Genomic DNA, 25,792 nt, shown 5'->3' with positions numbered 1-25,792 from the left:
ATATCATTATGAATACAACATCAGAAAGAAAGTCGAGATCAGTAAGGATCAAAACAGCTTTGGACAGACATCTGGAAGAAATGGCCAAGGTAGAAAACAGAAGTGTAAACAACCTGATCGAAACACTACTGGCCAAAGCTTCAGGGTTCAAGGAGCCAAATGAAGAAACCAAAAGAGCCATTGAGGAGGCTCGCATTGAAAGGCCTCACCTGAAAGGATATACCGATATGGATAAGCTTTTTGAAGATTTAGAAAATGAATAATTATAGGGTTTTCCCTTCCAGTAGGTTCAAAAAGGACTACAAGAAATTTATTCACCGGAAAAAGCATCTGGAAGCAATTCAGGAAACTATCCTACTACTTTCAGAGAATGGCCATGAAGCGATCCCTGAAAATAAAAGACCCCATAAGCTAACTGGAAATTACATTGGATGTTGGGAATGTCACGCAATGCCTGATTTACTGGTCATTTGGGAACAGGATGAAGACCTGAAAGAGATAGTATTGATCCGAGTTGGTTCACATTCTGAATTATTTTGAATTATGTTTTAAGTTAATCTTGCCCAATCTTGTTTAGGTTCCCTCCCTTTATTCCGTTTGTTGCAATCATTTTTTTTTAAAGCCAAACTTGTTGGAATCAACCTTTTAGAAAAATGGCACAGTAGAGGACGCAGATCAAAAATGGATGGTGGAGGTATTGGATTGTCCGGCCCAAAAACCACCCGACAAAGTGCAATCAAGGTATTATTTCAGCAGAACTAAAAGAAAACCTCGCCCTCCTCAAAGAAAAGATCATGGAACTGGTCAACCTCGACAAATTCCGCACCGGCAATACCATTGTCAACAATATCCGTCACTACGATTCCCTGGTCAAAACCCGTCAGTCCCTACTTGATGTACTCACAGGCATGGACAATCAGATCACCAATGACTTCCTTGCTATGGATATCAGGAGGTCTTTGCATTATCTTGGGGAGATTACAGGGGAGATAACGACGGATGATTTGTTGGCAAATATTTTTAGTAAGTTTTGTATCGGGAAGTAAAACCTTTGAGGTTTTTTTTGAATCTCGAAGGTTTTAAGGTTAAAATGAGGTTCTTATGTTTTTTTCCCGCAAAGACACAAAGGCGCAAAGATTTATTGGCACCCATGCGGAATATGATAAAATAAAAGACATTCGAAATATCTGAGTAATGATCAAATCTGGAAAGGAATATAGCGCTATTGTGGAAAGAATCGAAGAATTGCTTATCAATCCCGAAAACATAGATAATCCATATGTAAAAGGTTATGTGGAGTTAAATTTGCTTTTTGACTTGGTAGCTGATTATGAAGAAACATTTCATCCGATAAAGCCTCCTACCCTATCTTAAGCTTCGTACGCAGGAAAAAGGAATTAACCATAAAGCACTGCCAAAGTTTGTCGGGGTAATCACCTCAAGAATCAGCGAGTACCTTGACGGAAAAAACGATCCACCTTAAAAGTTGCGCGTGAAATCAGCTAGAAATTGGATATAGAGGCTTCAATTGTGTTGGGAGTGTGATTTCGAATCCTCTCCTTTTCCAGTTGTAATAAAAGTCACACAGTCCCAATTGCTGAATTTTTATATTTGTAGTTATTATGAATCAAAATTCTTACATAGCGATATTATTTGCGATGATTTTCTTTGGGAAAATCTTGGCAGTGGATTCCACAATATTGCTGGCTATTTTTGATACCAATGAGATCGCTTATGCAAATCCGTATTGTAAGAAGCAATTAGAAAACATTGATGGAAGCCAATCCAATAAGGCTTTGGCCCAAGATTCAAAAAGGGTAATTCTTAATCTTGATTCCTTCTGCAATACTCCTTTTAGCTTTGAAAGCTTTTTATGGGAGTATAATATCATTATTGAGGAATCGCAGACCCATGTCTATAGGACACCTGCAATGCCCGATTTTTTTCAAAATAAGATTTTTCTTCCCCCACAGATTGAGCTATTGCCTCAATTCATTTAAAAATTAAATTCTCTTACCGGTACCATTGGGTACGGGACAAAACAAAATATTATGACGACGAAGACTATAGTAAGCCTTCGCTCCATTCATGTATTAAGGATTATGCTGAGCGGCATATTCTTAGTGGCAGGTGTCAATCACCTGATGAATGTAGCGCAAACGGCAAATCGCATTACACAAGCCAACAATAATGGGATGGCCCTATTATTTGGTAATCCAGAACTAATGGTGATACTATCAGGAATAACCATGCTATTGGCAGGAATTGCTTTTATAATTGGTTTCAAAACCCGTTGGGCAGCAGTCATCCTCTTGGCTGTACTCATTCCGATTACCCTTACCATACAGGTTGGACAGGCGAATACCCTTGGACCATTATTCAAAAATATAGCGATTATGGGCGGACTGCTGTTCTTTATTTTAAACGATTTTACCAAAGAAAAAAATACTAAAACCAACGCACTCAAACCAAATTGAGTGTCAAAAACAAACTATTATGAAAGCATATATTTTAATTAACATCGTATTACTTGTTGCCCTTTTTTCCAGTCAAGCCATTGGGCAGGAACTGAATGACCAAAAGGACAAGGAAAATTATGTAGTCCTGACAAAGAAAATACCTCAATTGGCCCCTATCTTCTTAACTGCTGAATCTTTGGCAATAGAAGACGGTGATGATTTTGGAAAATTTGAAGTGATCATCTGTGGACAAACCGTGGAGGAACTTACAGATAAAAAAATGATGCAGGATTATATTGATAAGGCCAAAAATGCCAATGTGGAGTTGGTGATCTGCGGTTTTTCAATGAAAAAATTCGGAGTAAGCAGGGAAGATATTTCTAAGGAACTTCGCATTGTAGAAAACGGAATCCTTTACAACCTACAGTTACAAAAGAAGGGCTATACGAGTATTTCGATTTAAATTCTATAGGTTACGGATTTCAATTAGCTAAGCTTTTGAAGCTATGAATGAAAGCCCCTCAAAAACCATAATGGTTTTTGAGGGGCTTATGTTAACTAGTTCGACCCAAATGCTGAATAACAACGACAATCTAGCCAACTATATGAGCTCAAAATAGATAACAACTTACAGGGTTTTCTCCATGAGCCTGATTTTATCGCTCCACCCCAGCAACCTACTATGAAGCTGAAGTATGGCCGTCATCAATGAAAAAGTCAACAACATAGAAACAATGGCAGTAGTGAGACCAAAGAGGAAATAGGAAACAGTTCTGACTTTTGGAAAAAAAGTAAGAGCCATTAAAATGGTTTCTACCCAAATTGAATGCCTAGATCAGGCCAGTATTTTACAGATTTCGAATCCTGAAGGTGCACTTTAGAAGTCTTTTTATTTTAGGGAGTCAGATTGGTACCCAGTTGACAAAGAAATACCTTATTCGGCATGCATTTCCGCTACTTTGCGGGTTCTTTTCCCCTGCTATTCGTATCTGCAACACATGTTCACCCGCTGACAATCCTGCCGCCAATGTATAAAACCAGGGAAGGTGCAGGCCAGAGCTCCAAGGGGTGAAAAGGTCCTGCTTTTGCCAGTCATGGTTATCGATTTTGTATTCGATAATGCCTGCGTCAGGTCCGGCGGCGACAGCTATGCCAACCGCATTTCCTGTAAAGGTAAATTTCAGTAAGTCGCCCCTATCCTCGCCAACAAGCATGGGAACATGCACATAATTGGGACGCGTTCCCTTTCCATCTTCAGGTTTCCAGTTTTCAATCATCTGCCAGCCAGATAATACTCGGGCCTTTTTAGGTTCAATCAATACGCCATTATCATAATTCGCAGGATCAATTGGTTCGGGTAAAACGTATTGCTCAATTTTGTTATCTTCCGCTATTGTTATGGACCAGGCATTCTCGAGAAATGTTTTTATAGAGCGAAAATAAACCCCCTGCCCAAATGGTGAGGGATGGAGATCTTTAAAATCATCCTCCCAGAAAAATTCACCCGCATCGATACGTTCTGTTACTTCTTTCGCCAAATTTATGGTTGCTACACTGTAGTGTGCAGCTACTTTCTCATGATTTTGAATGACTTCCGGCACCTGTCCCAATCGGTAACTCTCCATTTTTTGAGGATCGACAAAATGCATGATGACGATATCTGTTGCAGGATTATTCCGGCGAACATGCCGAACAATTCCTTCCATTGCCCTGACCTGCTCCTGACTGCTTCTTCCGTTCGTTGCATCGTTTACTGCAGCTTCCTCAAACAGCAAATCTACAGGACCATCGGCGAGTACATCACGTTCAAGTCTAAAAGCAGCCGGAGTTGATCCCATGGAAGGAATGCCGGCCTCAAGAAATTCGAATTCAGTATCCGGAAATCGTTTTTGAAGGTAATTGGAAATACTGTCGCGCCAGCCACCATTATAGGTTATGGAACCTCCGAGGAAAGCAACCCGTCCATTTTTCTCCTGCTGAAACTTCAAAAAACTGTTTGGGATTCCATTACGCTGATGGTGATAGTTTTCAGAATGAAGAAGTGAATCAGAAGAAACATGGATTATGGATGCATAAGCCTCAAAAATACGCTTTCCATGCGCAACCTCTCCCATCCAGCCTTGAGCATTAGATTGTCCGGCCCAAATAAAAAGATCCAACTTTTGCTGGGAGCGTAAATCCACAAGTAAGAATAGAAGTAGAAAATTGCAGGTTAGAAGGGTGAAATGCTTCATAAAGATGACTTAATCTAGCTGGGCTTGAGTTGGAATCGGGATCCTTAACTCATTTTGAGATTTCGCATAACCCAGAATTCCAATTATTAGTAGAAAAGTAAGGTGTATGTTTTTACTCATTTTCTTTTTTATTGCTATGTCAAACCTAATTCATGGCATTGCGATTCTTAGTTTTTATTTCGAAATAAATCTAATCGTATCAGGTGACATTAACAATTGGGAATTGAACAGATCTGTGTTTTCTATGATTTGACCTAAATAATTTAATGATTTTCTACTTATCAATTTACTTTTTAAACCATGGGATATAATTCATATCGCCCTAAAAATATTGTCATAATAACTTTTGGCAGTCCGTAATTTAAGTTAAAAAAATTTAACTTTTATATTACTTCCTGCCCCTAAAGACTGTTTTGTTTCATACCTCTCAGCCTGTGCTTTCCATCCTTTTGATTTTGCTTTTCCATGACATCAACCTGTTGTGAAATTGTAATAGGGAGGTGACAAAGGAAAACATAAACAGCATGGATACAAAAGCAATCGTCAGTCCTGACAATTGGTAACTTATAAAACCAATCAGGATTATTCCGGACATCAGACCTACAATTCCCAAGCTGCTTGCTTTGTGCCTGAGACCGGTGGTCAGTACCAAATGGTGAAGATGGGTTTTATCTGGATTAAAAGGACTTTTGCCGGATTTTAATCTTTTTCGAAAGACCCTAAGGGCGTCAAAAACAGGAATAAGCATGACGGCTACCACGCCTAGGATTACCAAAGAGACGTTAGCTGTACTTTGTGCGGATTGGATCAGCCGGATTCCTGACACCACCAAAATAAAGCCCATCATCAATGACCCTGCGTCTCCCATAAATACTTTTTGGCTTTTACTTAGGTTGAACCTCAGGAAACCCATCAAGCCACCTATGTATGTCAAAAAAACCAAAGCAAGAAGGTATTGACTCGATAAAACAGCCAAAATGGTGAAAACCGCAAAGCCTGCAATCGCAAGTCCTGCCGCAAGTCCATCTATGCCATCCATCAGGTTGAAGGCATTTACAGCCCCAGCAATTACTACCAGGGTAAGACCATATTGCATCCAATCCGCCAATTCGTAAATACCAAAAATACCGTGTAAGGATTCGATTTTTATTCCTTGGGAAAAAATGAAATGCGCCAATACCAATTGTATGCCCAATTTCATGGTTGCTCTCAATTCATAAAAATCATCTATGACGCCCATCATCAATAAGATGCTCATGGCTAGGTAGATGTTTTTGAAACCCAAAATATCTAAATCAAAAGGCAAGGTCAAACCCAAGGCCAAAGTGGTTGCAATAAATATTCCGACACCACCTACCAAAGGAATGGGCAAAGTGTGCACTTTCCGGAAGTTGGGTTTGTCCACCATATTGATTCTGAAAGCAATTTTTCTCAAAACGGGAATCACCAAAAGTGTCATTAAAATGGCGGCCAAAGGGCCGATGATATGGATCGAATACATATAAAATGTGATTAGAAGTTATAATTAGTCTTGTTATGTGCTTGCCCTAATTCGAGTAATTGGCTGTATGGTATATTTTTGATTTCTGGAACCACTTCCATTTTGTCTTGGGCCAATAATGCCTCTTCAATTAAAAGATCATATTTGAATGCTATGTATGACCAAGTATATCTCCTTTTGGCAATTTTCCCCATTTCTTCACCGATTGATTTTAGCTTTGCGAGGTATATCTCATTGATCGCTTGAATTAGGTTGTCTAGTCCATCAAAATACAAGGCCCTGTTTTCAGTAGTAACCCGATTGTAAGAAACCCCAAAGGAAAGAATCGGCAATCCCAAATACATGGCTTCTACAAGGGAAGGATTGGTACCACCTGCTGAGTGTCCATGCACGTATAAGGAGGCATTGCCGCGTAAGACGTCCAATTGTTTCTGATTGTATATTGGGTCAAGAATTTGAATATTGGGATGATCGCTATATTGGACTTTCAGCGATTGGCCATATGCGCTCTTATCCCAATTACCTACTATCACCAAAGGCATTTTGTTGGTTTTGGTAAAAGCTTCCAAAATTACATGGACATTGTTTTCAGGCTCTATCCTGCAGACCTTAAAAGCATAGAGGCCTTTTAAAAATGGATATTGTTCCGTGGCTTCTGTTGTTATTGGTACCTTCATTGTATGGTCAGCTCCATACTCGATGATTCTGCTCAATGAACCGTATCTCGACGCAGTGTAATCCTGAATGGCCTCATTGTCTGAAATATCGATATGGGAATATTTTACAGCCAAGCCTTCTGCCCAGAACAAATACCATTTGGCAAATACATTCCATTTGTCTCTTTTCCACTCAATCCCGTCTATGGAGATGATGATTTTTTTATTGGTAAATATCCGGACAAATGGTAGAATCCAAGCACCGGCAACCCCAAGCACCAAAAGCACATCAGCAAAAAACAGGGAGTACAATATCGATAAAGTATCGTAGGGAATGCTTTGAATACCGTTGGCATCAAATGGCAGATACTTTAGTGTTGCGCCCTTGTAGCTTGATTTTCTTTCTGATTTGGCATACTTCTTTCCCGAACAAAATACTGTAATGTCATGCTTCTGTCCAAGGTCTTCGATAAGATGCTCTGCAAGGGTTTCGAATCCACCATAGTTGGCCGGCACACCAACTGTCCCTATGATGGCTATTTTCTTTTTTGATATCATATTTTTGTCCATGATTATTTCATTTAAACCTATAATGACCAAAGCAATGCCAAAAAGCCAAAACACTCTTATTCAATATATTATGGTAATTTAATAGTAATTTAATTTTCCATAAATTGGAATAAAGCTGCAATTTGGAATTTAGGCATTTGAAAAATCAGAAAGAATTTTTGCCTATTTTCTATTATTGCTTCATGATTGAAACTCATCTAAAATACCTGCACTGATTTGAGAGATCTTTTTTGCCCAAAACTTAAGATATACTCCAACCAAGACAATCCATTTTGATCTTTGGAGGAAATCTGAGCACTGACTGTATCAACTTTCCAATCAATAGAGAGGTAACCGTCAAGTGGATATATCCCTATTTCCTTCTCAGGATTGTAAAAAGCATCACACTTGTAAGAAAAGATGGTTTTATCTTCCAAAACCGAAAACCCATGAAGACAACCTTTAGGAATGAATAATTGGCTTTTATTATTGCTGTTGATTTCCACAGTAAAAATCTCTCCAAAAGTCGGTGAGTCAAATCGGGCATCAACTACCACATCCAAAACACTGCCCTGAACTACCCGGACAAGCTTCGCCTGGGCAGATTCTCCAAGCTGTGCGTGGAGTCCGCGGATTACGCCATAGTTTGACATCGATTCATTGTCCTGGACAAAGTCCGCTTCAATTCCTGTGAGCCGTTCGAATTTTTCGCTGTTAAAGCTTTCTAAGAAATAACCGCGTTCGTCTTCAAAAACTCTTGGTTGGATCAAAAAGCAGTCTTTGATATTGGTATTTTGTATTTCCATCACTTTATGGGTTTAGTTATTTTTATTTCATTTTTAATCAAACCAGGCTGTTGATTTGCTCCAGCATGGTTTTTTCTTTGAATATATTCAGTCTTTTTAAAGCTGCATTAGAGCAATTTTTGAAGTAAGCGGGCTTATCCATCAGTTCAGTCAGCTTCTCATTTAAAGCGTTCCTGTCTCTTGGGTCCACACTATACCCCGTCACTCCTTCTTCTATCACCTCCAAAATCCCTCCTATCGGCGGCACAATTGCAGGTAAACCGTATGCCATTCCTTCGATGATGGTCAGTCCAAATGTCTCTATCCACCCATCAGGTCGGGAAAGGTTTACAATCACATCTGCCCATTGGAAAAAGGGATGCAGGTTTTTTTGGGAAGGATATATTTCAAGATTTTGAGAAAAATGCTGTCCTGAGAAAAAGGAATCAATTTCTCCTTGACAGGCATTCAATACCATTCTGAAGGAATAATCCTTATGGTCTTGGGCAAGCTGTATAAATTCATAAAGTCCCTTGTAAGCTTTCAAGGAGCAAACCATCAATACATGCGAGGGCCTTTCATTTTTCTCCTTGTCCAAAACATTGGACAGAAAGTTTTCATCAATGGCATTGTAAACCAAATGGTTGGGAACCTTGGTGATGCCATGACTCTGCGCGACATATTGGGATACATTGATGATATCTGATGCCGTCCATGAGACCACTTTGAACAAAAACCGCTTTAAAACTGCTGGCGTTACCGTGCTTTCGTGAATGTGGTAAATCACCCGACATCCTTTTAATTTACCTAACAAAGCCGCTCCAAATGGCAAGACGGTGTTGATGTAAAGGGTATCTGTTTTCTTTACCTGACCCAGCATCTTGAAGAATAAGATGATCTGACTCAAGGAATAATAGATAAGTCTCAACCATGGATTGGCTTGGAATTTATACCATCCATGATGATAGTTTACTCCATCTAAATCAGACAGAAAGCCATCTTGGTGGACCATGGTATAAAGATGTACTTCCCTACCTTCTCGAATCCAGCCATTGATGATTTGACCAAGCACTTTGGGACTGCCGCTGCGGTCGTTCAGTAAATGAAAAGCGAATATTCTAGGTTGTGCTTTCATAAGTCGGCGTAGACTTTCTGAAGTAATTCCCCTCTCCTATCCCAATGGAAGAAATTTTCAAACTGCTTTCTTGCAGCAATTCCCATTTCTTTCCTTTTCTCGGAAGAATTATGTAACTCGCCGACAGCCACAGCCAGGCCTTTTACCGTTTGGCCATAGTCTCCCATCGGGATGGCAAATCCATTTTCCCGGTTAATAAATTGTCCCGGACCTTCATTGTCCAGACAGATGACCGGCAACCCAAACGACAAAGCCTCAGCAACTACCATCCCTGCACCTTCGTGGGAAGGAAACAGAAATGCAGAAGCTACTTTAAATTTCGCCATCAGTTCACCCCTTTCAATCCAGGAGATGAATTTTACCCGATCGGCCAATCTCAGATCATTAACCAATGATTTCAAAAACCCTTCCTCAGGTCCGCTTCCAATCAAAAGGAGTTCGCAGTTCTCTTTGTCTTTTGCATCCAAACCCTTCAAAAACTCAGAAAAGGCACGGATAGTCAAATCAAATCCCTTGAGTGGCACAAAGCGTCCCGCTGAAATGAGGGTAAATTTGTCCTTGGTCGTGTCGAATTCATTCCATCCAAAATCCTGTGTAGCTACAGAAGGTGCGATGGAATAATTGGACTGAATGCCCAGGGCTTCTGGTACACCATTGTTCATGCAGAGGATATGGTCCGCATTTTTGGTGGTCTTGCGTAAGGCGGGAGACATTTTCCAGAAAAATTGCTTGACTTTCCAAGTTAACCGATCATTAAGGTGGTACTTCCGTGAATAGGATTGGAGGTATTGGGATGGAATCAGAGGATGATGTCCCACAGGACCCCAAACAAAGGGCTTATCTAATTTCCAAAGAAACGAGGGAGTCCAATCGTTGTGAAAATTGAGGTTATGAACAATATCGAATTTGAGATTTTGCTTTTTGATGAAAGACATGATTCCCCGCTGCCACATCAGGTAGTACAGCATGGCGCCTCGCCCACCCTTCTTCCAAAACCGCATCCAATAAGGCAAATCGAAATAGAGGAATTGAATGTTGTCATAGAGACTGTCCGGATTTTCAGCAATGTATTTTTCTATATGGGGGCGGTTGTTTTCTCTTGTGATGGCGATTACTTTGTTAAAGCGCGCTATCTGTAATACAAAATTCCAACCCATTCCATCTTCAGAACCTTTAAATGGATTGATGGCATAAGCTGAGGCCAATATCGTTTTCATATTCTTGAATTTAAAAGTTTTGCGGGGACACCCCCTATGATAGAATTTTCAGGAAAGGATTTGTTTACTACCGCTCCGGCCGCGATGATGCATCCATTGCCAACTTCCACACCATCCAAGATGGTCACCTTACTGCCTATCCAACAGTTTTTACCGATTTTGATGCCTTTCCTTGATACCCCTTGGTGCCGAATGGCTGTATCCAAATCAGCTGCGATATGATTTTCAGGATGGCAGCTGAAGTACTGACCGATAATGCAATCATCTCCTATCTCCAATCCTCCTGCACCGCCCAAATAGGCGTATTCACCCATACCCACGTTATTTCCGATTTTGATGTATTCGCCCAAATGATTGAAAGAGGTGGAAACTACTACCCGACTAAAAGCGCCAATGCTGACGTTGTCCCCCATCGATACGCCTTGCTTTCCCAATGCACTGATATGGACATCATTGCCCAATTTCAGAAACCGTCCAAATATGATTTTGGGGGTGTTGAAAAAGCTGACCTGCTTTCCTAAGATTGCCATCTTGGGATTTTTGAAGAGAAACAGCAACTTCAAGCCTCTCAACAATCCCCAACATTGTGTCCAGATAAAGGAGCAAAGCGCGACATTACCCAATTCCGGGTCAAAGGAGAAACTTGGATTGCGCCTACGGATGGCTTTTTGTATCAGATTCTTCATATCAAACAAGTTGTGTTTGGGCTTTGGAGGTGATGAATGCCATGGTATCATGGAGTTGCAGGTTTTCAATGGGGAAGTATTTCCCTTCTGTCTTTTTGTCCAACTCAGTGAAAAGATTCAAATAGTCTTTGGTTAAAGTGGTAATCGCTTCCGCGTCCAATTCTTTTTTGCGGTTGAGGATGGTTTCCGCATCTGCATACAAAAAGAAGTTAAGGTTCGGTTGCAGCAAAAGTCTGTACCCTGCCTTTGTCAACCATTTGGGCAGCCGGATATTGCTGCGGAGGCTGTCGTTGATAAAATCGAAATAGTAGCGGTCATACAGCACCACTTCTCCACGCATCACATGCTTGACATAGATATAAAACTGCCCAAACAGGTAATCTGTATAGTAGTACCCAAAGCGCAGCAGTGAACTGATCCAATTGTTGTTTTGACCCTGACGGGGAAGTGTGTTGGCCGCTTTTTGTTCGGCTTTTTCTTTTCCTTGGGTAATGGCGCTTAGGATTGGCAATACCGAGGGACGATGTCTGATTACTACCACTTTTTTGCGCAGTTTTTTCTCCAGTTCTTTTTTGGTATGCTCGATGATCGTGGATTTTCCGGCCCCGTCTACCCCACTGAAAGTGATGATAATTCCTTTTTGGTGAAATGTATTCCTCAACACATCCAAGCCATAATTCACTTTGTTGATCAATCCCGACAAGCCGTTATTTTCAGGCATTGATGCTACTTGGGCACTTAGCAACGCATGATCAATACTTGCACTTTCTTCTTTTTCAAAAAATTGAAGGTATCGATCAGGTATGCTGCTGAAATTAAGGCCATAAAAGTATTTCAGGAAAGTTTGCGTATCGCTTAGGCTCAAAGTTTTGACCCCGAAGTCATTCCTTTCCGACCTGTTGATCACTTCAGAAACATTCATATAGGCAAATGATTTTCTTTTGAGTTGCCAGATAAGGTCCAAGGCAAGCAAGCTTCCATCCTGCAAAACAGCAACAATACTCAGCATGTGTGATTGCGGCTGAATGTTGACACGCTTTACCAAAATGTGCTGCCGGAGGTATTTGAGAAGGTTATTGGCAGTGGATTTTTCTGTCAGCAGGTCAATGTCTGCATATTCCGATAAATTTGCGGGGTGGATATTGGGGAATTTGATGGCTGCATATATTTGGTTTTGTACGAAGTCAAAAACATTCCCGATCAGCAGGGATCTGGCGCTTTCTGTGAAAGAAAGTACGTCGCTGATGGCTTCATTCCAGGTATTGAGCAACCAATTGACTTGGGTGTGCCATTTTTCCTGTTGGCTATATATGCACAAGTAATAAGAAGTATTGACTAACAAATAGGCCTTCAAGCAGGAATCAAAATCCAGATTGGACCTATTTGCCTCTTGGGATAGTACCTTAAATGCGGCATTCAATTTTGGCTTGATGGCTTTGTATGGAAGATGGTCCACCAAGATACCCTGCTGCATGACGAAGTGGAAGGCATCAAAACCAAATGACATATTTTCATGGGCCAATTCAAAATCATACAAGCGGATTTTTTCACCTTCAACAAAACAGTTCCAAGGTGTAAAATCACCATGGGCAAAATGAGTGGGGATAGCTTGCTTACTGAGGGAGTTGGCCAAAGTTGCCAGATTTTCCAATAATTGCTTAGGCACTTGGTCGAAGGAGATTTCTTTCTCTATTTCGAGATTTTGGAGACAATTTTGGTAGATCTCCGTCTTGCCAAAAAGGATATTTTCCCTGTGTTTGTTTTGTGTGAGCTCCTGAAGCGCCTTGGCATGAAGCGGGGTAAATGTATTGATCCGCTTGCCCCTGCTGCCCAAATCGGAAAGTGCGAGGATGCCATTTCCGATGTTTTTGGGCGAAGGGATTTCAAGATATTGCCCTCCTTTCACCTGATTAAGCATGGATTTTTCTTGTGCTATAAGACTGCTGGAATTTTCATTCAAGGCAATTTTGACAAACTGTTGATTGGAGAAAAGAACCAATTTTCGGTTTGGACCCGCGGTACCAGTAAATAATGCAAAATGGCTTTTTAAATAGGGAAATAGAATATGTGAATCATCCTCAAGCACCGAAAAGCTGTTCTTCTGAAAGAATAGATGCTGCATCTTCAACAAGAAGATGGCCTTGATCAGTAAACTGAATACATTTGACCTCAAGCTGGAAACTGCATAAAACCTCAAAAAATCAGGGTTTGGGTTTTCTGCATTCCACATCCATCTTGGAGTTCCATCCGGATTTTGCAATTGGTAGATTTTTCTGCCTTTTTCAGTTGCTGAAATTCTAGTGAAACCTAAAGCTTGTAAAAATTTGTCCATTTTCATTCTTGTTTCCTGACTTATGCCAAAAGCAATGCCTGAAACATAAATTGTTGAAAAACAAGTATATAAGGTATTTTATAGAAAACTTATTTTTCCATAATTTGGAAATTTATATTTTTTTGGAAACCATTCTTGAAAAAATTTATAGGCTGCCTAACTAGTGCGCGATTTTTAACAGAATGGTCTCGTCCAGATAATTGTCGGGATCGACCACCGATATCTATGGATGTTGGTTAATATAATTATAGGCTACTTTGCCATGAATAGATAGCATTTAAAAATCTTATACCCCTAAATATCCATTCATATCTTTTCCGCAGGGCGGATCTAATATCCATCTATAACTTGTCCGCCGTGGCGGATCCAATATCCATTAATATCCTCAATATCGAATTAAAATAAATTCATTTACTGCAAACTTATCCTCCCCCTTTTTACCAAATGCAGGCGCTGTCTGGGGGTGAGGATTGTTCCGGCTTGGAAGGAGATGTAGAGAATAAGCAATTGGTAAAATAGAATCCCATAATTGGATTCTCCAAAAACACCAAATTCTGTAAAGGAGTTGATAATAATGGGTATCAGGAGGCAAAAGAGCATCAGCTTTTTTTCTGCATCTTCCCGCAGGATGCCTCGAGTGGTGAAAATCATCTGGAAAATGACAACCGTAATCCCCACCAAACCTAGATTCATGACTACCTGCATAAAGGTATTGTGGGTCATTTTCCCAGGGTAAGTATGGGCACTTTGAAAATATTCCTTGTAGTCGATCCGCATAAATCCGAACCCAAGCAAAGGTTCTCTTGGCAGTCCTTCATTGATTAATGCCTGCCAGAAAGGAAGCCTCCCTGTCAAGGTGAGGACTTCCTCCATTCTTTCGGGATCTCCATCTTTGAGCACCACTTTATAGATGGCAATCGGTGCCACCATCATTAACACCACAATCGCGGCAATGGCGAACTTTTTCTGTTCGGATTGAAGCAGATGAAACCCAATGATCAACAATGCCCCAATCAAGGATGAACGTGAACCTGTCGCAAACAAGCCATAAAACAAAATTAGCAGCTTGACAATCGTCCACCATTTGTTGTGGTTTCTTCGGATGTCAAACATCAGTCCCGCGACCCCTACCCCTGCCAACATGCCCAATTCGTTGGGATTCATCAGGTATCCACCCAAGCGTGCTTCCTCTCCTCCATGGGTAAGACGGTAAAAAACATCCGGACTGACCCACATACCGATGACAAATACAAGGATGAGCAGAAAGGCACTGTTGCCCAGCAGATTATAAAGTCTGATGGGATGCTTGGGGAAAAATTGATCTAATAAGTAAAGGCTTTTGATAAAGAATAAACAGAAAACCAGCGTCTGAGAAGTCATAAACCACTGCAAAGCGCTGTAACCCACATTTGTACTCCATATAAATGAGGCAAAGCCCAAAAGAAGATAAAGTCCATAAAAACTAATGGACAGCACGTTATTGGTTTTTAAGTTGTCAGCTGCACCATACTGAATAATGCTGCGGTACACATGCCAAGATGCTGCCAGCATACCCATCCGCCCTATCACTTTGATGATACGCGTGATGACCACATTTTCACTCCAGGTAAAAAAACAGGCAACCATCAAGAGCAAAATCAGCAGCAATTGCCAATTGGTTTTCTTGAAAAAGGCACTATGGTCTTTATGTAAAAATTCCAGTTTCATCTATTGATATAATGCATCATATTTTTCTACCAATACAGGCCAAGCAAATACGGATTCAAGCATTTCTTTGGCTCCTTTGATATAAGATTCTGTTTCGTCCGATTGATAAGCGCTGTACAATTCCTCCATACTTTTTTCAAGCGCAATCATGTTTTCATTTTCAATGCCTATGCCAGCTTTAAAATCCGAGATATATTCAGCCACATTAGTAGCTTGGGTGACGATGGTAGGTGTGCCCAAAGCTGCCGCTTCCAAGACGGCTGTTGGCAGGCCCTCATTCCTCGATGGATGCGCAAAAATGTGCATTTTGCCAATAAGAGTATCCTTTTCAACTCCAAACTTTTTTCCCCAAAGTACTATATTATGGAGCTGATTTTCGGCTATGAAATTTCTCAGGTAAGCTTGCCCTTCACCTTCCCCAATAATCCATAATTTGGAATTGGGATGTTTTTTTTGGAAAAAGTAAAAGGCTTCAACTAGCAAATCCAATCCCTTGGTATGGGTGTCCAATCGTCCGACAAATCCTATGGTAAAGTCTTTATTTTTAATTGGTTTGACCACCTCATTGTTAAAATGAAATCCATAAGGCAATAAGAATGAATCGGCTTTTGGAAAAATCCTTGTAAGCCCATCTACCTCACTCTTGCCAATAGCATGCACTTTATGAACCCTGCGAAGCAATGATTTTTCGAACAAATGGAAGTAGATTTTCTTACGAAAAGAACTGCGCTCCATGGCAACTGCGTTGTAAGCACCATGTGGGGTGAGGACATATTTGATATGGTTCTTTGCAAACAACCTGGCCAAACTTCCAAAAACAGGCACCCAACCGCCATGCAGGTGATAAACAGCTGTTTTGTTGTTCAAAATCGCCTTTTTCAATTCTTGGTTGACAGCAAAAGGGAATTTTTCAGCCTGAAACAATATTGTTTGAAAATTTCGCTCGGGATAATCATGTACAGGGTTGGGAGTGATTCCCCATACCTGCACATTTTTTCCGGCTTTAGATTGCTCGGTGGCAAGATGAAATACCACTTTATTCACCCCATTTAGTCGGTCGGGATTGGCTTTGCCTAAAACGATATGAATGATTTCCATAATTGAATTTTCTTGATTTGTAAAATAAATGACCAGTAAATCATCAGCAGCAATTGGGAAGCTGCCAATCCCATCAAAGCTCCCATCAATCCATGGTTTGATAATAGATAGTGGGAAAAAGTCAGCGCGAAGGCCAAGCTGAGAAGATATCCATAAAAGAAATGCTGATTGAGCATCAGGGCCCTCACCAATAGGCGGATAGGTTGACTTATAAACACCAAAACATATAAAACTGCCATTCCCTGAAGAACGAAAGCATAGGCGTCATATCCTTTGCCACCTGCCAATACGAGTATTTCTTTGGAGAAAAAGATGATAAGTATCAGCACCGGCAAAAACAAAACCCCTGCTTTCCGGCTGATATTGGTCAGATAAGACAGACCTTCATTGAGGTCAATGTTTATTTTTGCAGCAGTTTGAGGAAGTATATAATTTTCAAAAGCTTGCAACAGCACATTTAGGACACCTACAAGGGACTGGGCAAGTCTCAAAGCTCCCAAGGCGGCAGCACCCAAATAAATCCCGGAAGCAACCACAAACAAATTACCGGACCACCATTGCGTGATGGCCGTAAGAAACAACCATTTGCCCTCTTTGAAATGCATTCCCAATGCGGAAAAGAATACCTCTTTTTCAAAGTAAATCGGTTTGATAAGCCAAAGAAGCAAAAGGGTTGATAAAAGATAGGCCGGAGTAAAATATGCAAACAGTATATTTAGGTCTTTTTGCCCGCTTAAAAAGAAAAAATAAAGCCCTCCCACCAGGCCCAAAGTGGAAACGACATCCAAGAGCAGTGTTGATTTTGGTTGGTTGACAGCCAAAAGGATCCTTCTGCCAAAATCATGTAAAAGAAAGCCTGCCGCAAATGGCAAAACTGTGATAGACAGATTTAGCTGCATGATGGAATTGGCCATAAAAACCACCATCATAACTACCAATATTCCAGCTAATTGAAACCAGAAAGCGAAGGTTGTGTACTGCTTTTGCTTTTTCATTTGACCGACCAACACCTGAAAAGGCTGGATCACGAATGCGCCTATTCCCATTATAGCCAGGTATATTCCCAATAAATAACCTGAGTATATGCCGAAAATTTCCATATCGAGCATTCTCGCGATTAATATTGTAATCAGGAAACTGGTACCACTGAAAAGTGCCTGATCCATTAATACAATGAATTTGGTATTGTTTAAATTTTTCATTTTTACCGTTTTCCTTTCAGGGTAATCATGCCCTTCTTGATGAATTGGATACTTTCCCTGATAAAGCTCGGGTTATACCCTACCCGATTGATGGCAAGAAATACTTGTGGTAGCTTATACTCTTCTTTGATCAAATCAACTTCGGTGATCAATTTGGCGGGTGTTAGTCGTGTATCTAAACACACGATATTCAAACCGGAAGCAGCCATGGTCGCCAATGTGTATGGTTGACCAAAGTCGGTGTTGATTATTATGGTTTGGTCATATTCCGTAGCCTTTTCCTGGAGGAATTCCTGCCAAACTTTTGTTGTTATTGTTTTTAATTGCGACGCAGATACGACTCCTTTAATGGTATTCTTATTGATGATTTTCTCTTGATAAAAATCACTTCCTGTTTCAATATCTTGGTTTAGGATTTCCAACAAGAGCACTTTTCTATTTTGCCTCCATGCTGCATTGGCCATTTCTTTAGCTAAAAAATCCACCCCTTGGCTGTGGTCAAAGCCTGTAAAACAGCTGATTTGATTATTTTTCAAAATCTCCTTCACTTCCCATTCGGCCAAAGTTTTAAGGAAAAATTGCTCTTTTTCATTGTCTGTTTTTAATTTAGGCACCATGGCTACAATCGGAATCATACTGTTGGATTCAACGGAAGCTTGGTCGTTGACCCTGCCTTTCAGTGTGTGCACCAAAAAGATCAGAATAATAGCACCCATCATTCCAAGGATAGCAGAGACGGCTTTGATGATGACGCGGTTGGGAGACACCGGCTCTTTGCTAACGGTGGCAGGCGTGATGATCCTGTGAAAGGCGATCTTGGCCGCTTTAGCGATTTCCGCTTCAATTTTCTTTTGGTTGAGAAAATTATATGATTGCTGAAAAATCTCAAACTCGCGGTTCAGGATAGTCATCATCCTTTCCTTTTCAGGAACATCTATAAAGACTTTCTCAGATTCTGAAATGTCAAAGCTTAATTTTTCATATTTCGTTTGGAGATTCTTGCGGGTATTGGTGATACTTTCGACCAGGTAAGAGGTCAGGTCCTTGATTTTGGCATCCACTACAATGACTTTTTCATCCTTTTCCGTGTATACCAACAGCAGGTCCTTTTTTTCTGCCTGAAGCTGCTTGATATTTTTGATGATTTCTGTGGAGAGTAGGTCCGTAAATGCTTCAAAATTTGGCGCCAGATCCAGAAAATTTTCTTTGCCTGACTGTATGTAGTTTTCCAAATCCCTAACTGCCTCTAGAGTCATTTTCAAATTTGTTTGTTGGATTTTGAGTTGGGAAATTTGGCGCATATCAGTTTCTGTTTCCTGCCGGATATTGGTGATGCTTTTGTTGTCACGGTAATTGAGGATCATTTGCTCAGACTCCACGAGTTTCCGGCTGATTTCCGAAATCCTATCGTTAAGAAATTCCACAGTCACGTTTGCTGCGCCATATTTGTTTTCGATATAATCTTCAATGTAAGCCTCTGCCAAGGCATTTGGAAACAATACTGCCTTGCCGGGATGGGAAGACTTGAAGCTGATCCGGATTACAGGTATATCCTTATCCACTGCCATAATATCAATACCGGAGTTAATAAGACTGATTTGCTTAGAGAGGCTGTTGACAGTGAATAAATAATCATCTTCGATCTTGAGGTATTTTTTTTCCTGTAACAATGCTTCATTCAGCTGGATAACGGCCAGTGAATTTTCTATCAAAACCGTGTCGCCCAAATAGCCCTGATACACATTATCCTTCTCATCTCTGATAGTCAGGTTCCGGTTTTCTCCGATGCTAAGGCGGAAGGTCACATCTTTCAGTTTTTCACTCCATTGCAATGGGGTAATGATGACCGGGCTGTCATGGAACAGTTCGGTCTTGCGGATGCTTCCTGACCTGAACACCTGTACTTCAAATGGAACCTTTTCCAAGGCTTTGGAAATAAGCGCAAAGGATTTGAGCAATTCTATTTCAGCATTTATTTTTTGAGAGGAGGCAAATACATCCAAGTCCTTGAAAAGGTTGCTGTTTGGCACCCCTTCAGTCAGATCCGCCAAACGGAGTTTTGCAGTGCTCTCGTACATGGGTGTCACGTATTGGAGATACCTGCTAGCTACCAAAAATGCCAACACCATAGCACCGATGATGATAGGCCAGCCGCGCAGGTAGGGTTTGACAAAATTCAAGGAATCTTTCATGGTTATACTTATTGATTAAAATGCATTGAAAAGGATAGCTGCTGCGGTGATTGCCGTGGCAAAAGGAATGATGATGGAAACTCTTCTATCGAATTCCTTATTTTTCTTGGATGGGATGACCACCACATCACCGGGATAGAGGTTGATGTTTTTCTTGAGATAGTCTCCATTTTCGGTCAGGTCGATATTGGCGACATGGACGTCCTCACCTACCTGCCGCATTACCTTGATGTTCTTGACATTAGCGTAAGTTTCAAAGCCCTTGCACCGGGATATCATTTCCATAAGGGTATTTTGCTCCTTGTCCACGGGGATTACCTGTGGGTCTCTGACTTCACCCAACACCGTGATTTCACGATTGAGGATTTTAATATCCACCACAGGATTTTTAATCCATTCAGCAAACCTCTCCTCAATAGTATCCTTGAGTTGAATGATGGTCATTTTCTCCACGTGAACAGTTCCGATTTTGGGGATTTCAATGTTGCCTTTGGCATCTACCATCAGCCATTTGCCATATACTTCATTAGAATTATATATTCCGAATGTGGAACCTACGCTCAGGTCGTCCTGTCCCCATATACTGATGGTGATTTTGTCGTCTTTCCTGATATGGTATTCGTAATTGCCCTCAGGCAAAAAAATGCTATCCAAATCCGCCACAGTATTGCCCGCATCTTTGTCCACAAAGAGGTTTGCAGTTTTGCAGGAGGTAAGCCCGAATAAAGCAATAAAAAGTAAGGAGAGGAATTTGTTCATGATTACAGAAAGCTTAAAAATGATTTCATAAAAGAAGGTTTTCGCGCTTTGAGCAATTCTTTTACCTCTTCGATTCTATGGAGAACAGATACTACGTTATCTGCTAGTTTCATATCCTTTTGCAGATAGTCAAAAGCACCGTGTTTCAAAGTGTTGACAGCAGTTTGGATTTCTTCCTGGGCTGATACCATCACCACAAAGATGTTGGGATTATGACGTTTGATTTTTCTGAGGGTCTCGTAGCCTGAATAAACATCCATCTGATGGTCCAGAAAAACAATGCCCGGTTCCTGATGAATCTCCGTCAGACAATCCATCCCGTTTTCAAAAAGCACTACATCCTGAATGCCCTGATTATTGAGTAGCTGTTCCATCAATTCCAAATGAAACCTATCATCGTCTACTACAAATACTTTTTTGTTAAGTGTTGCCATATTGTTATTTTTTTCAACATTATGCCAACCTTATTCCAAAAAATTAAAACATTGATATTCAGTATTTTATATAATCTAAATAGGTAAATTTTTTCCAAATAATAAATATTTTCCATTTTTTGGAAATAAAAATAGCCGCGCTATTGGCGGCTATTTTTGAAATTAAGGATGGGTTTTTCTATTGTTTAAGCAACTTTCCTGAATAGGTTTTACCAGATCTATTAGAGGCTCTAATGAAATAAATGCCTTTGGGTAGGTGGCCTACTTGAACCTGAAGGGATGGCACTTGATCTTCCCTCCCACTTAGAAAGATTTTCCCAGTGGCATCCAGTATGATCCAATAGGAAATCAGTTGAGGCTCGGTAAGCATGTTGTAATCTGCCTCAATACTGAATGTAATGATATCTGTTGCTGGATTTGGATATATTTTTATAGATTTTACGTCACTTTCTCCACTGAATTTAATGGTATTCAAAACTGTATTGGTCACAATCGGGTCTTCAAAATCAAAAAATATTTTGGCGTTGTTTTCAATTTGGAAACCTTCAGAGATGGTATTCTTTGGTTTGATTTTGTACTTAAAGTATCCATGTGCACCAATTGAATCCAACATAGCCGGTGGTAAATCAATGTATCTGTAAGCTACCCGAAGATGGCCATTTTCAGCAAGTGAATAGGTATATGGATGTCCTGAGGATATGATCTCGAAGGTATTTAAATCCAGTCCAGAAGGTATTTGATTCTCCAGAAAAACGTAAGTGGCTTTATAGGTACCCACATTTTCAAATCGAATAGTATAGGTTAAGAATTGGTTTTTATGAATATATCCCTCAGGACCGTCTCCTTTTGGACTCACTAGAATATCATTTGGGTCAATGGCTCCCACAATTTCCACCTCTTCAGAAACACTGTTATTTTCTTCATTCAGATCACTCCCGGATGCATAGGTATTTGCAAGAAGGATCAAAGACTGACCTGTAGTAGCTTCCAATCCTATGCTGTCTAACAGGTGGATTGTTTTCACACTTCCCGGTGCCAACTTGCCCAATTGCCAAACATATGTTTTTGCAGATGGGGAATTGAATTCAAGATCAGAACTCAAAAGGTAAGCCTCATCAGGCAATACAATTTGTGCATGTACATCCTCTGCATTTTCAGTTCCTAGATTACTAACCTGTATGATAGTTTCATTGGTGAAACCTCTTCTCCAAGCGGTAGTGGAGATGTCGATGGTCAGGTCATATCCCAATTGGACTGCATTTACAGGAATGATGATTTGCTTTGATTCCTCCCCTTCTGAAAATTGATGTTGGATGAAATCAGGATTGATTCTCCAGTGATTTTGATTAAGACCGATTTCCAAGCTTTTATCATTGGTGCGGAACTCAAAATCTCCATCTTCATTGGTAGTTGGATTGATTTTTCCCTGATTGATGTTGAGGCGTATATTGGAAATTAGGGGTTCACCATCATCAAGGATTCCATTATTATTTAGATCGTGGAAAACTTTCCCCGTCACTTTCACTCCGCCCTCTTCCAAAACCAAATTGTATTGTCCTGCATTGAAGTTGGTAATGATTTGTTTGGCGCCACTGGGCCACCATACCTGAACACTGTCCACCACAGCCGCATTTCCTAATCCAAAGTGTATATTTTGCATACTTTGACTTCCAAATCCACTGAAAGGAATATTTTGGCGATACTGCCATTGTCCATTTGACTTGATGGCAATCCTGGCACCCAAAGCTTGTTTGTTCGAATATTCGCCTTGCAATTGAAATCCAATCCATTGGTTTGGTGTCCCATTATGACAGAAAAACCTTGTCGTGCCATCAGTATGGGTGGATACTGCCAAATCAAGTTGTCCATCTTTATTGTAATCACCAAAGGCCACACCATAGGCATTACCTAACCTTCCTGAGATGACTTCCTCCAGCTTCCTGGTAAATCCACCGATGCCATCATTGATATACAAAAATGAAGGTCCTTTGTCATTGGTAATGTATAAATCAAGAAATCCATCATTGTTCAGGTCAAGCCAAGCTGCTCCATGGCTATCACCACCTTGCTGAGAGACAATACTGTTTCCCAGTTTTATAAATGTACCGTCACCATTGTTTTGGTATAGGTCATTGTTTTGACCTGAAGCATTGGAGACTAAGAGATCCAAAAAGCCATCATTGTTAAAATCTCCCCAAGCGGCACCTACACTGTTTTTTGCATCTGCCTCAATTGCTTTATCCTTTACCTTTTCAAACTGGAAATTACCTAGGTTTTTGAAAAGGGAGTTAGGTCTGTCATTGCCGTTGGGTATAAAAATATCTACCAAACCATCATTGTTGTAGTCTGCCAAAATAGGTGCCATGGCGCGTTCACTCTCTGTAGTAACAGGTGTATTGGTGACAGGTGAGAAGGTGTTGTTTCCATTATTCCGGTAAAGCTGATGAAAACGGGTCTGGAAAAAGTTGGTAATGATCAAATCCACAAATCCGTCATTGTCAAAATCAGCAAAGGATGCACCATGAAAATACTGAGGATGGGGATCTATCCCGGAGTTTTTTAATTCTGAGAAATTGCCATTTCCATTATTAAGGAATAGCTTACTCTTATGCTGGGTTGCATTGACAAGTAAAACGTCTTTTCTGCCATTGTTATTGATATCGGCCCAAACTGCTGCAACGGTATTGGCCTTCTCATTTACCAATGGATGGTTGGTGATTTTGGTGAAGGTACCGTTTCCGTTGTTTTTGTACAGTTCGTTATTGGCTGAAATATCTTTTGTTGCTACAAAAAGGTCTTCGTGACCATCATTGTTGTAATCTACCCATGATGGATTCCAACTATTGTTGGAACTTCCGGCTATGGTTGCAATCTGACACGCTGAATAGAATAGATTACTGGTATTTGAAGCATTGTTTTGAATTCCCTGCGTAAAATAGGACTGTTGGAATTCTCCTTCGACTGTTCCGGAAACTACTGTTTCAACGCTTAAGACAGTTTCATTGGTTATGGATGAACCATCATTGTATGTCGATGCCACCAAGAGTGTGGTTTCTATAGAGTAATTATCATTGTCTGAAATTGAAGTCAAAGGAGAAAATGTAATGGTACTTCCCTCCGAAGTTGATGAAATCACACCTTCTTCTACAATCTGATCATTTTTTTTCAGGCTACTTTCCAACGGAATCAACCCTGATGCAACCTTCACCTCAATTGTCGAATTTTCCACTACTTGATTACCACCAATTTCTATTGTCGAAATCATTGTTACCTCTTGTCCGGGATTGGCTTCAGTACCACTAAGGCTTCCCGATTGGGAGAAGCTTTGGGGAAGAGAAGAACCAAAATAATTCATCCAATTGTCATTGAAATTGGTAGAAAGTACAGCAATCCTTTCAGTGGATTCAATGATTACATAGGGTCTGTCCGGGCCTACGGGAGTTCCTGTTCCATTGTATATACTTTTCCATTCGTCCATGGTGAAAAAAGCATCCGCATACCTGCCGGCTTCTATCTGAAAAGTTTTGTTCAAAACCTGTCCATTGGTTTTGGAGTCCTTGAGGGTCACAGATGTATTTTTATTACCCGCAAAAAGATAAAAATGTGAAATACTTCCTTGGAAAAATTGCCCTGTAAAAGGATTGACCACATTGTTTTGTCTGCTTGGGGGAAGCATATATGCAAGAAATCTTTTTCCCGAGGAAGTACCAGCCTCGGAAGACAGCATGGTCGACATGTCCGATGTATTGGTAGAACCTGTTTCCATCCAATTGGCTTCCATGACGGAAACCCGCTTACCGGGTGAACAGGTCACCCTAAAAACTGTTGGAAAAGTAACATTTCCATTTTGCTTACCTACCCAATCTGCAGGTTGTAATTCATTGAGAGTCCAATTATTCATGGTAATCCAACTTCCGTTGTGATAGCGGCTGAGCTCCACTTCATTGGCGTTGTCCCAGGATGCAATTCTGATTTCTTGTTCACCACCGGACTGATAAGGAACTGCAAAGTAAAATAGATCTCCCGAACCACTGCCATTGGAAGACGGGACATAAGCACCGCCATCGCGGGCATTGCCCCATAAAGCCCCATATTGTACACTGACATCCTTATTGGATTCGATCAAATATGTTCCTCCGGATTGCATGATATCTCTACCGTCAGGGAAGTAATGAATGATGTCTTGGCCCGGGTTGATTGTTTTTTGTATCACCAGTTGCTTTTCAGCCAAATCAATATTCGTATATCCGGTTTGGGTAGTTGGGGTAGAGGAGATTTTGAATATAGATACTGTTGTATTTTCCTGATAAGCAAAGACATTTAAATCCCGAGGGGAACTGCTTACTTTGGGTGCATAAACAAAAAACTTTTGGCCTACAGTTTTTTTATTGACAGATGGTACAAAATCATGCTGCCAGTCACTGTCCGTAGACATAGAGGCATAAACTAATTTGTCAGAATTTATAATATAGTAATCACCATTACTTGCCAAAGTCCCTCCTGAAGCATAAAGCGCATCATCATTGACACCGTTGTCTTTGATGTACAATATGTAGGACTGACCTGACATCAATATTCCACTAACATTATCATCACTGTCGCCGTCCATATCATCGTCCAAAATGGAAAATGATGTGCTGTCACTTACTGCGGTGATGATGAGGGCCACGTTGCGCTGAACGGCCTCATTGTTTGGTGGTACATAGATATTGAAGTATGTGGATGGTTCACTTTGGGCCAGGGCACTCAAGCTTAATACTATAAAACAAAAGAACAGGTAAATATTTTTCATGATGGCTATTTTATAATCGCATCATGCCAACATATATGCCTAATTGTATTTAAC

Annotated in this window: 22 protein-coding genes and 1 pseudogene; 7 read left to right on the top strand and 16 right to left on the bottom strand. The window is 40.5% G+C overall.

The window, feature by feature from the left end:
- Positions 1-8: 8 nt before the first annotated feature.
- From HMJ38_RS11865 to HMJ38_RS11835, 7 genes and pseudogenes are all read left to right on the top strand, one after another.
- A complete protein-coding gene (locus tag HMJ38_RS11865) occupies positions 9-263 on the top strand; it encodes a hypothetical protein (protein ID WP_194974617.1) in 255 nt (84 codons plus the stop codon).
- Positions 256-540 carry a type II toxin-antitoxin system YafQ family toxin gene (locus HMJ38_RS11860; protein WP_194974616.1) on the top strand — a complete coding sequence of 95 codons (285 nt, stop codon included), beginning with the start codon at positions 256-258 and terminating at the stop codon, positions 538-540. The genes HMJ38_RS11865 and HMJ38_RS11860 overlap by 8 nt, the downstream gene beginning before the upstream one ends.
- A gap of 206 nt (positions 541-746) precedes the next feature.
- A pseudogene (locus HMJ38_RS11855) lies at positions 747-1,046 on the top strand (tRNA uridine-5-carboxymethylaminomethyl(34) synthesis GTPase MnmE); the annotation flags it as partial.
- Positions 1,047-1,194: 148 nt separating this feature from the next.
- Positions 1,195-1,374 carry a hypothetical protein gene (locus tag HMJ38_RS25320; protein WP_228780021.1) on the top strand — a complete coding sequence of 60 codons (180 nt, stop codon included), beginning with the start codon at positions 1,195-1,197 and terminating at the stop codon, positions 1,372-1,374.
- Between the two features lie 248 nt (positions 1,375-1,622).
- The gene (locus HMJ38_RS11845) at positions 1,623-2,000 is read left to right on the top strand and encodes a hypothetical protein (RefSeq protein WP_194974615.1); all 378 of its coding nucleotides are present in this window, start codon (positions 1,623-1,625) and stop codon (positions 1,998-2,000) included.
- A gap of 51 nt (positions 2,001-2,051) precedes the next feature.
- The gene (locus tag HMJ38_RS11840; RefSeq protein ID WP_194974614.1) at positions 2,052-2,477 is read left to right on the top strand and encodes a DoxX family protein; all 426 of its coding nucleotides are present in this window, start codon (positions 2,052-2,054) and stop codon (positions 2,475-2,477) included.
- A 19-nt stretch (positions 2,478-2,496) separates the two neighbouring features.
- Complete coding sequence (locus tag HMJ38_RS11835; RefSeq protein WP_194974613.1) at positions 2,497-2,922, top strand: DsrE family protein; 426 nt, start codon at positions 2,497-2,499, stop codon at positions 2,920-2,922.
- 165 nt (positions 2,923-3,087) lie between these two features.
- Here the strand turns inward: HMJ38_RS11835 and HMJ38_RS11830 are convergent, their stop codons facing one another.
- From HMJ38_RS11830 to HMJ38_RS11755, 16 genes are all read right to left on the bottom strand, one after another.
- Positions 3,088-3,261, bottom strand: a complete 174-nt coding sequence (locus HMJ38_RS11830) for a hypothetical protein (RefSeq protein WP_194974612.1) — start codon at positions 3,259-3,261, stop codon at positions 3,088-3,090.
- A 100-nt stretch (positions 3,262-3,361) separates the two neighbouring features.
- Positions 3,362-4,642, bottom strand: a complete 1,281-nt coding sequence (locus tag HMJ38_RS11825) for a GDSL-type esterase/lipase family protein (RefSeq protein WP_194974611.1) — start codon at positions 4,640-4,642, stop codon at positions 3,362-3,364.
- A gap of 478 nt (positions 4,643-5,120) precedes the next feature.
- Positions 5,121-6,194: a glycosyltransferase family 4 protein gene (locus tag HMJ38_RS11820; RefSeq protein WP_194974610.1), complete on the bottom strand. Its 1,074-nt coding sequence runs from the start codon at positions 6,192-6,194 to the stop codon at positions 5,121-5,123.
- Positions 6,195-6,205: 11 nt separating this feature from the next.
- Complete coding sequence (locus HMJ38_RS11815; RefSeq protein WP_228780020.1) at positions 6,206-7,420, bottom strand: DUF1972 domain-containing protein; 1,215 nt, start codon at positions 7,418-7,420, stop codon at positions 6,206-6,208.
- 197 nt (positions 7,421-7,617) lie between these two features.
- Complete coding sequence (gene rfbC / locus HMJ38_RS11810; RefSeq protein ID WP_194974609.1) at positions 7,618-8,205, bottom strand: dTDP-4-dehydrorhamnose 3,5-epimerase; 588 nt, start codon at positions 8,203-8,205, stop codon at positions 7,618-7,620.
- Between the two features lie 37 nt (positions 8,206-8,242).
- Positions 8,243-9,319 (bottom strand): glycosyltransferase family 4 protein, encoded by a 1,077-nt coding sequence (locus tag HMJ38_RS11805; protein WP_194974608.1) that lies wholly within the window; start codon positions 9,317-9,319, stop codon positions 8,243-8,245.
- Positions 9,316-10,536 (bottom strand): glycosyltransferase family 4 protein, encoded by a 1,221-nt coding sequence (locus HMJ38_RS11800; RefSeq protein ID WP_194974607.1) that lies wholly within the window; start codon positions 10,534-10,536, stop codon positions 9,316-9,318. The genes HMJ38_RS11805 and HMJ38_RS11800 overlap by 4 nt, the downstream gene beginning before the upstream one ends.
- Positions 10,533-11,222, bottom strand: coding sequence for an acyltransferase (locus HMJ38_RS11795; RefSeq protein ID WP_194974606.1), 690 nt, complete (start codon positions 11,220-11,222; stop codon positions 10,533-10,535). The genes HMJ38_RS11800 and HMJ38_RS11795 overlap by 4 nt, the downstream gene beginning before the upstream one ends.
- A gap of 1 nt (position 11,223) precedes the next feature.
- Positions 11,224-13,554, bottom strand: coding sequence for a nucleoside/nucleotide kinase family protein (locus HMJ38_RS11790; protein ID WP_194974605.1), 2,331 nt, complete (start codon positions 13,552-13,554; stop codon positions 11,224-11,226).
- 411 nt (positions 13,555-13,965) lie between these two features.
- Positions 13,966-15,261, bottom strand: a complete 1,296-nt coding sequence (locus HMJ38_RS11785) for an O-antigen ligase family protein (protein ID WP_194974604.1) — start codon at positions 15,259-15,261, stop codon at positions 13,966-13,968.
- Positions 15,262-16,359, bottom strand: a complete 1,098-nt coding sequence (locus tag HMJ38_RS11780; protein ID WP_194974603.1) for a glycosyltransferase family 4 protein — start codon at positions 16,357-16,359, stop codon at positions 15,262-15,264.
- Complete coding sequence (locus HMJ38_RS11775) at positions 16,335-17,561, bottom strand: oligosaccharide flippase family protein (RefSeq protein WP_194974602.1); 1,227 nt, start codon at positions 17,559-17,561, stop codon at positions 16,335-16,337. The genes HMJ38_RS11780 and HMJ38_RS11775 overlap by 25 nt, the downstream gene beginning before the upstream one ends.
- 2 nt (positions 17,562-17,563) lie before the next feature.
- Positions 17,564-19,753 carry a GumC family protein gene (locus HMJ38_RS11770; protein WP_194974601.1) on the bottom strand — a complete coding sequence of 730 codons (2,190 nt, stop codon included), beginning with the start codon at positions 19,751-19,753 and terminating at the stop codon, positions 17,564-17,566.
- A 15-nt stretch (positions 19,754-19,768) separates the two neighbouring features.
- A complete protein-coding gene (locus HMJ38_RS11765) occupies positions 19,769-20,512 on the bottom strand; it encodes a polysaccharide biosynthesis/export family protein (protein WP_194974600.1) in 744 nt (247 codons plus the stop codon).
- A 2-nt stretch (positions 20,513-20,514) separates the two neighbouring features.
- Complete coding sequence (locus HMJ38_RS11760) at positions 20,515-20,946, bottom strand: response regulator (RefSeq protein WP_194974599.1); 432 nt, start codon at positions 20,944-20,946, stop codon at positions 20,515-20,517.
- Between the two features lie 178 nt (positions 20,947-21,124).
- Complete coding sequence (locus tag HMJ38_RS11755) at positions 21,125-25,738, bottom strand: FG-GAP-like repeat-containing protein (RefSeq protein WP_194974598.1); 4,614 nt, start codon at positions 25,736-25,738, stop codon at positions 21,125-21,127.
- Between the last annotated feature and the right edge of the window lie 54 nt (positions 25,739-25,792).

This window comes from Aquiflexum lacus, assembly GCF_015476655.1.
Taxonomy (GTDB): Bacteria; Bacteroidota; Bacteroidia; order Cytophagales; family Cyclobacteriaceae; genus Aquiflexum; species Aquiflexum lacus.
This window is presented reverse-complemented; position numbering and strand designations above follow the sequence as displayed.

Coding starts and splice junctions, on each gene's coding strand:
- HMJ38_RS11820 (WP_194974610.1), bottom strand. CDS start 6,194: ATGTATTCGATCCATATCATCGGCCCTTTGGCCGCCATTTTAATGACA.
- HMJ38_RS11780 (WP_194974603.1), bottom strand. CDS start 16,359: ATGGAAATCATTCATATCGTTTTAGGCAAAGCCAATCCCGACCGACTA.
- rfbC (WP_194974609.1), bottom strand. CDS start 8,205: ATGGAAATACAAAATACCAATATCAAAGACTGCTTTTTGATCCAACCA.
- HMJ38_RS11800 (WP_194974607.1), bottom strand. CDS start 10,536: ATGAAAACGATATTGGCCTCAGCTTATGCCATCAATCCATTTAAAGGT.
- HMJ38_RS11770 (WP_194974601.1), bottom strand. CDS start 19,753: ATGAAAGATTCCTTGAATTTTGTCAAACCCTACCTGCGCGGCTGGCCT.
- HMJ38_RS11755 (WP_194974598.1), bottom strand. CDS start 25,738: ATGAAAAATATTTACCTGTTCTTTTGTTTTATAGTATTAAGCTTGAGT.
- HMJ38_RS11765 (WP_194974600.1), bottom strand. CDS start 20,512: ATGAACAAATTCCTCTCCTTACTTTTTATTGCTTTATTCGGGCTTACC.
- HMJ38_RS25320 (WP_228780021.1), top strand. CDS start 1,195: ATGATCAAATCTGGAAAGGAATATAGCGCTATTGTGGAAAGAATCGAA.
- HMJ38_RS11835 (WP_194974613.1), top strand. CDS start 2,497: ATGAAAGCATATATTTTAATTAACATCGTATTACTTGTTGCCCTTTTT.
- HMJ38_RS11760 (WP_194974599.1), bottom strand. CDS start 20,946: ATGGCAACACTTAACAAAAAAGTATTTGTAGTAGACGATGATAGGTTT.
- HMJ38_RS11775 (WP_194974602.1), bottom strand. CDS start 17,561: ATGAAAAATTTAAACAATACCAAATTCATTGTATTAATGGATCAGGCA.
- HMJ38_RS11805 (WP_194974608.1), bottom strand. CDS start 9,319: ATGAAAGCACAACCTAGAATATTCGCTTTTCATTTACTGAACGACCGC.
- HMJ38_RS11865 (WP_194974617.1), top strand. CDS start 9: ATGAATACAACATCAGAAAGAAAGTCGAGATCAGTAAGGATCAAAACA.
- HMJ38_RS11785 (WP_194974604.1), bottom strand. CDS start 15,261: ATGAAACTGGAATTTTTACATAAAGACCATAGTGCCTTTTTCAAGAAA.
- HMJ38_RS11815 (WP_228780020.1), bottom strand. CDS start 7,420: ATGGACAAAAATATGATATCAAAAAAGAAAATAGCCATCATAGGGACA.
- HMJ38_RS11830 (WP_194974612.1), bottom strand. CDS start 3,261: ATGGCTCTTACTTTTTTTCCAAAAGTCAGAACTGTTTCCTATTTCCTC.
- HMJ38_RS11860 (WP_194974616.1), top strand. CDS start 256: ATGAATAATTATAGGGTTTTCCCTTCCAGTAGGTTCAAAAAGGACTAC.
- HMJ38_RS11845 (WP_194974615.1), top strand. CDS start 1,623: ATGAATCAAAATTCTTACATAGCGATATTATTTGCGATGATTTTCTTT.
- HMJ38_RS11795 (WP_194974606.1), bottom strand. CDS start 11,222: ATGAAGAATCTGATACAAAAAGCCATCCGTAGGCGCAATCCAAGTTTC.
- HMJ38_RS11840 (WP_194974614.1), top strand. CDS start 2,052: ATGACGACGAAGACTATAGTAAGCCTTCGCTCCATTCATGTATTAAGG.
- HMJ38_RS11790 (WP_194974605.1), bottom strand. CDS start 13,554: ATGGACAAATTTTTACAAGCTTTAGGTTTCACTAGAATTTCAGCAACT.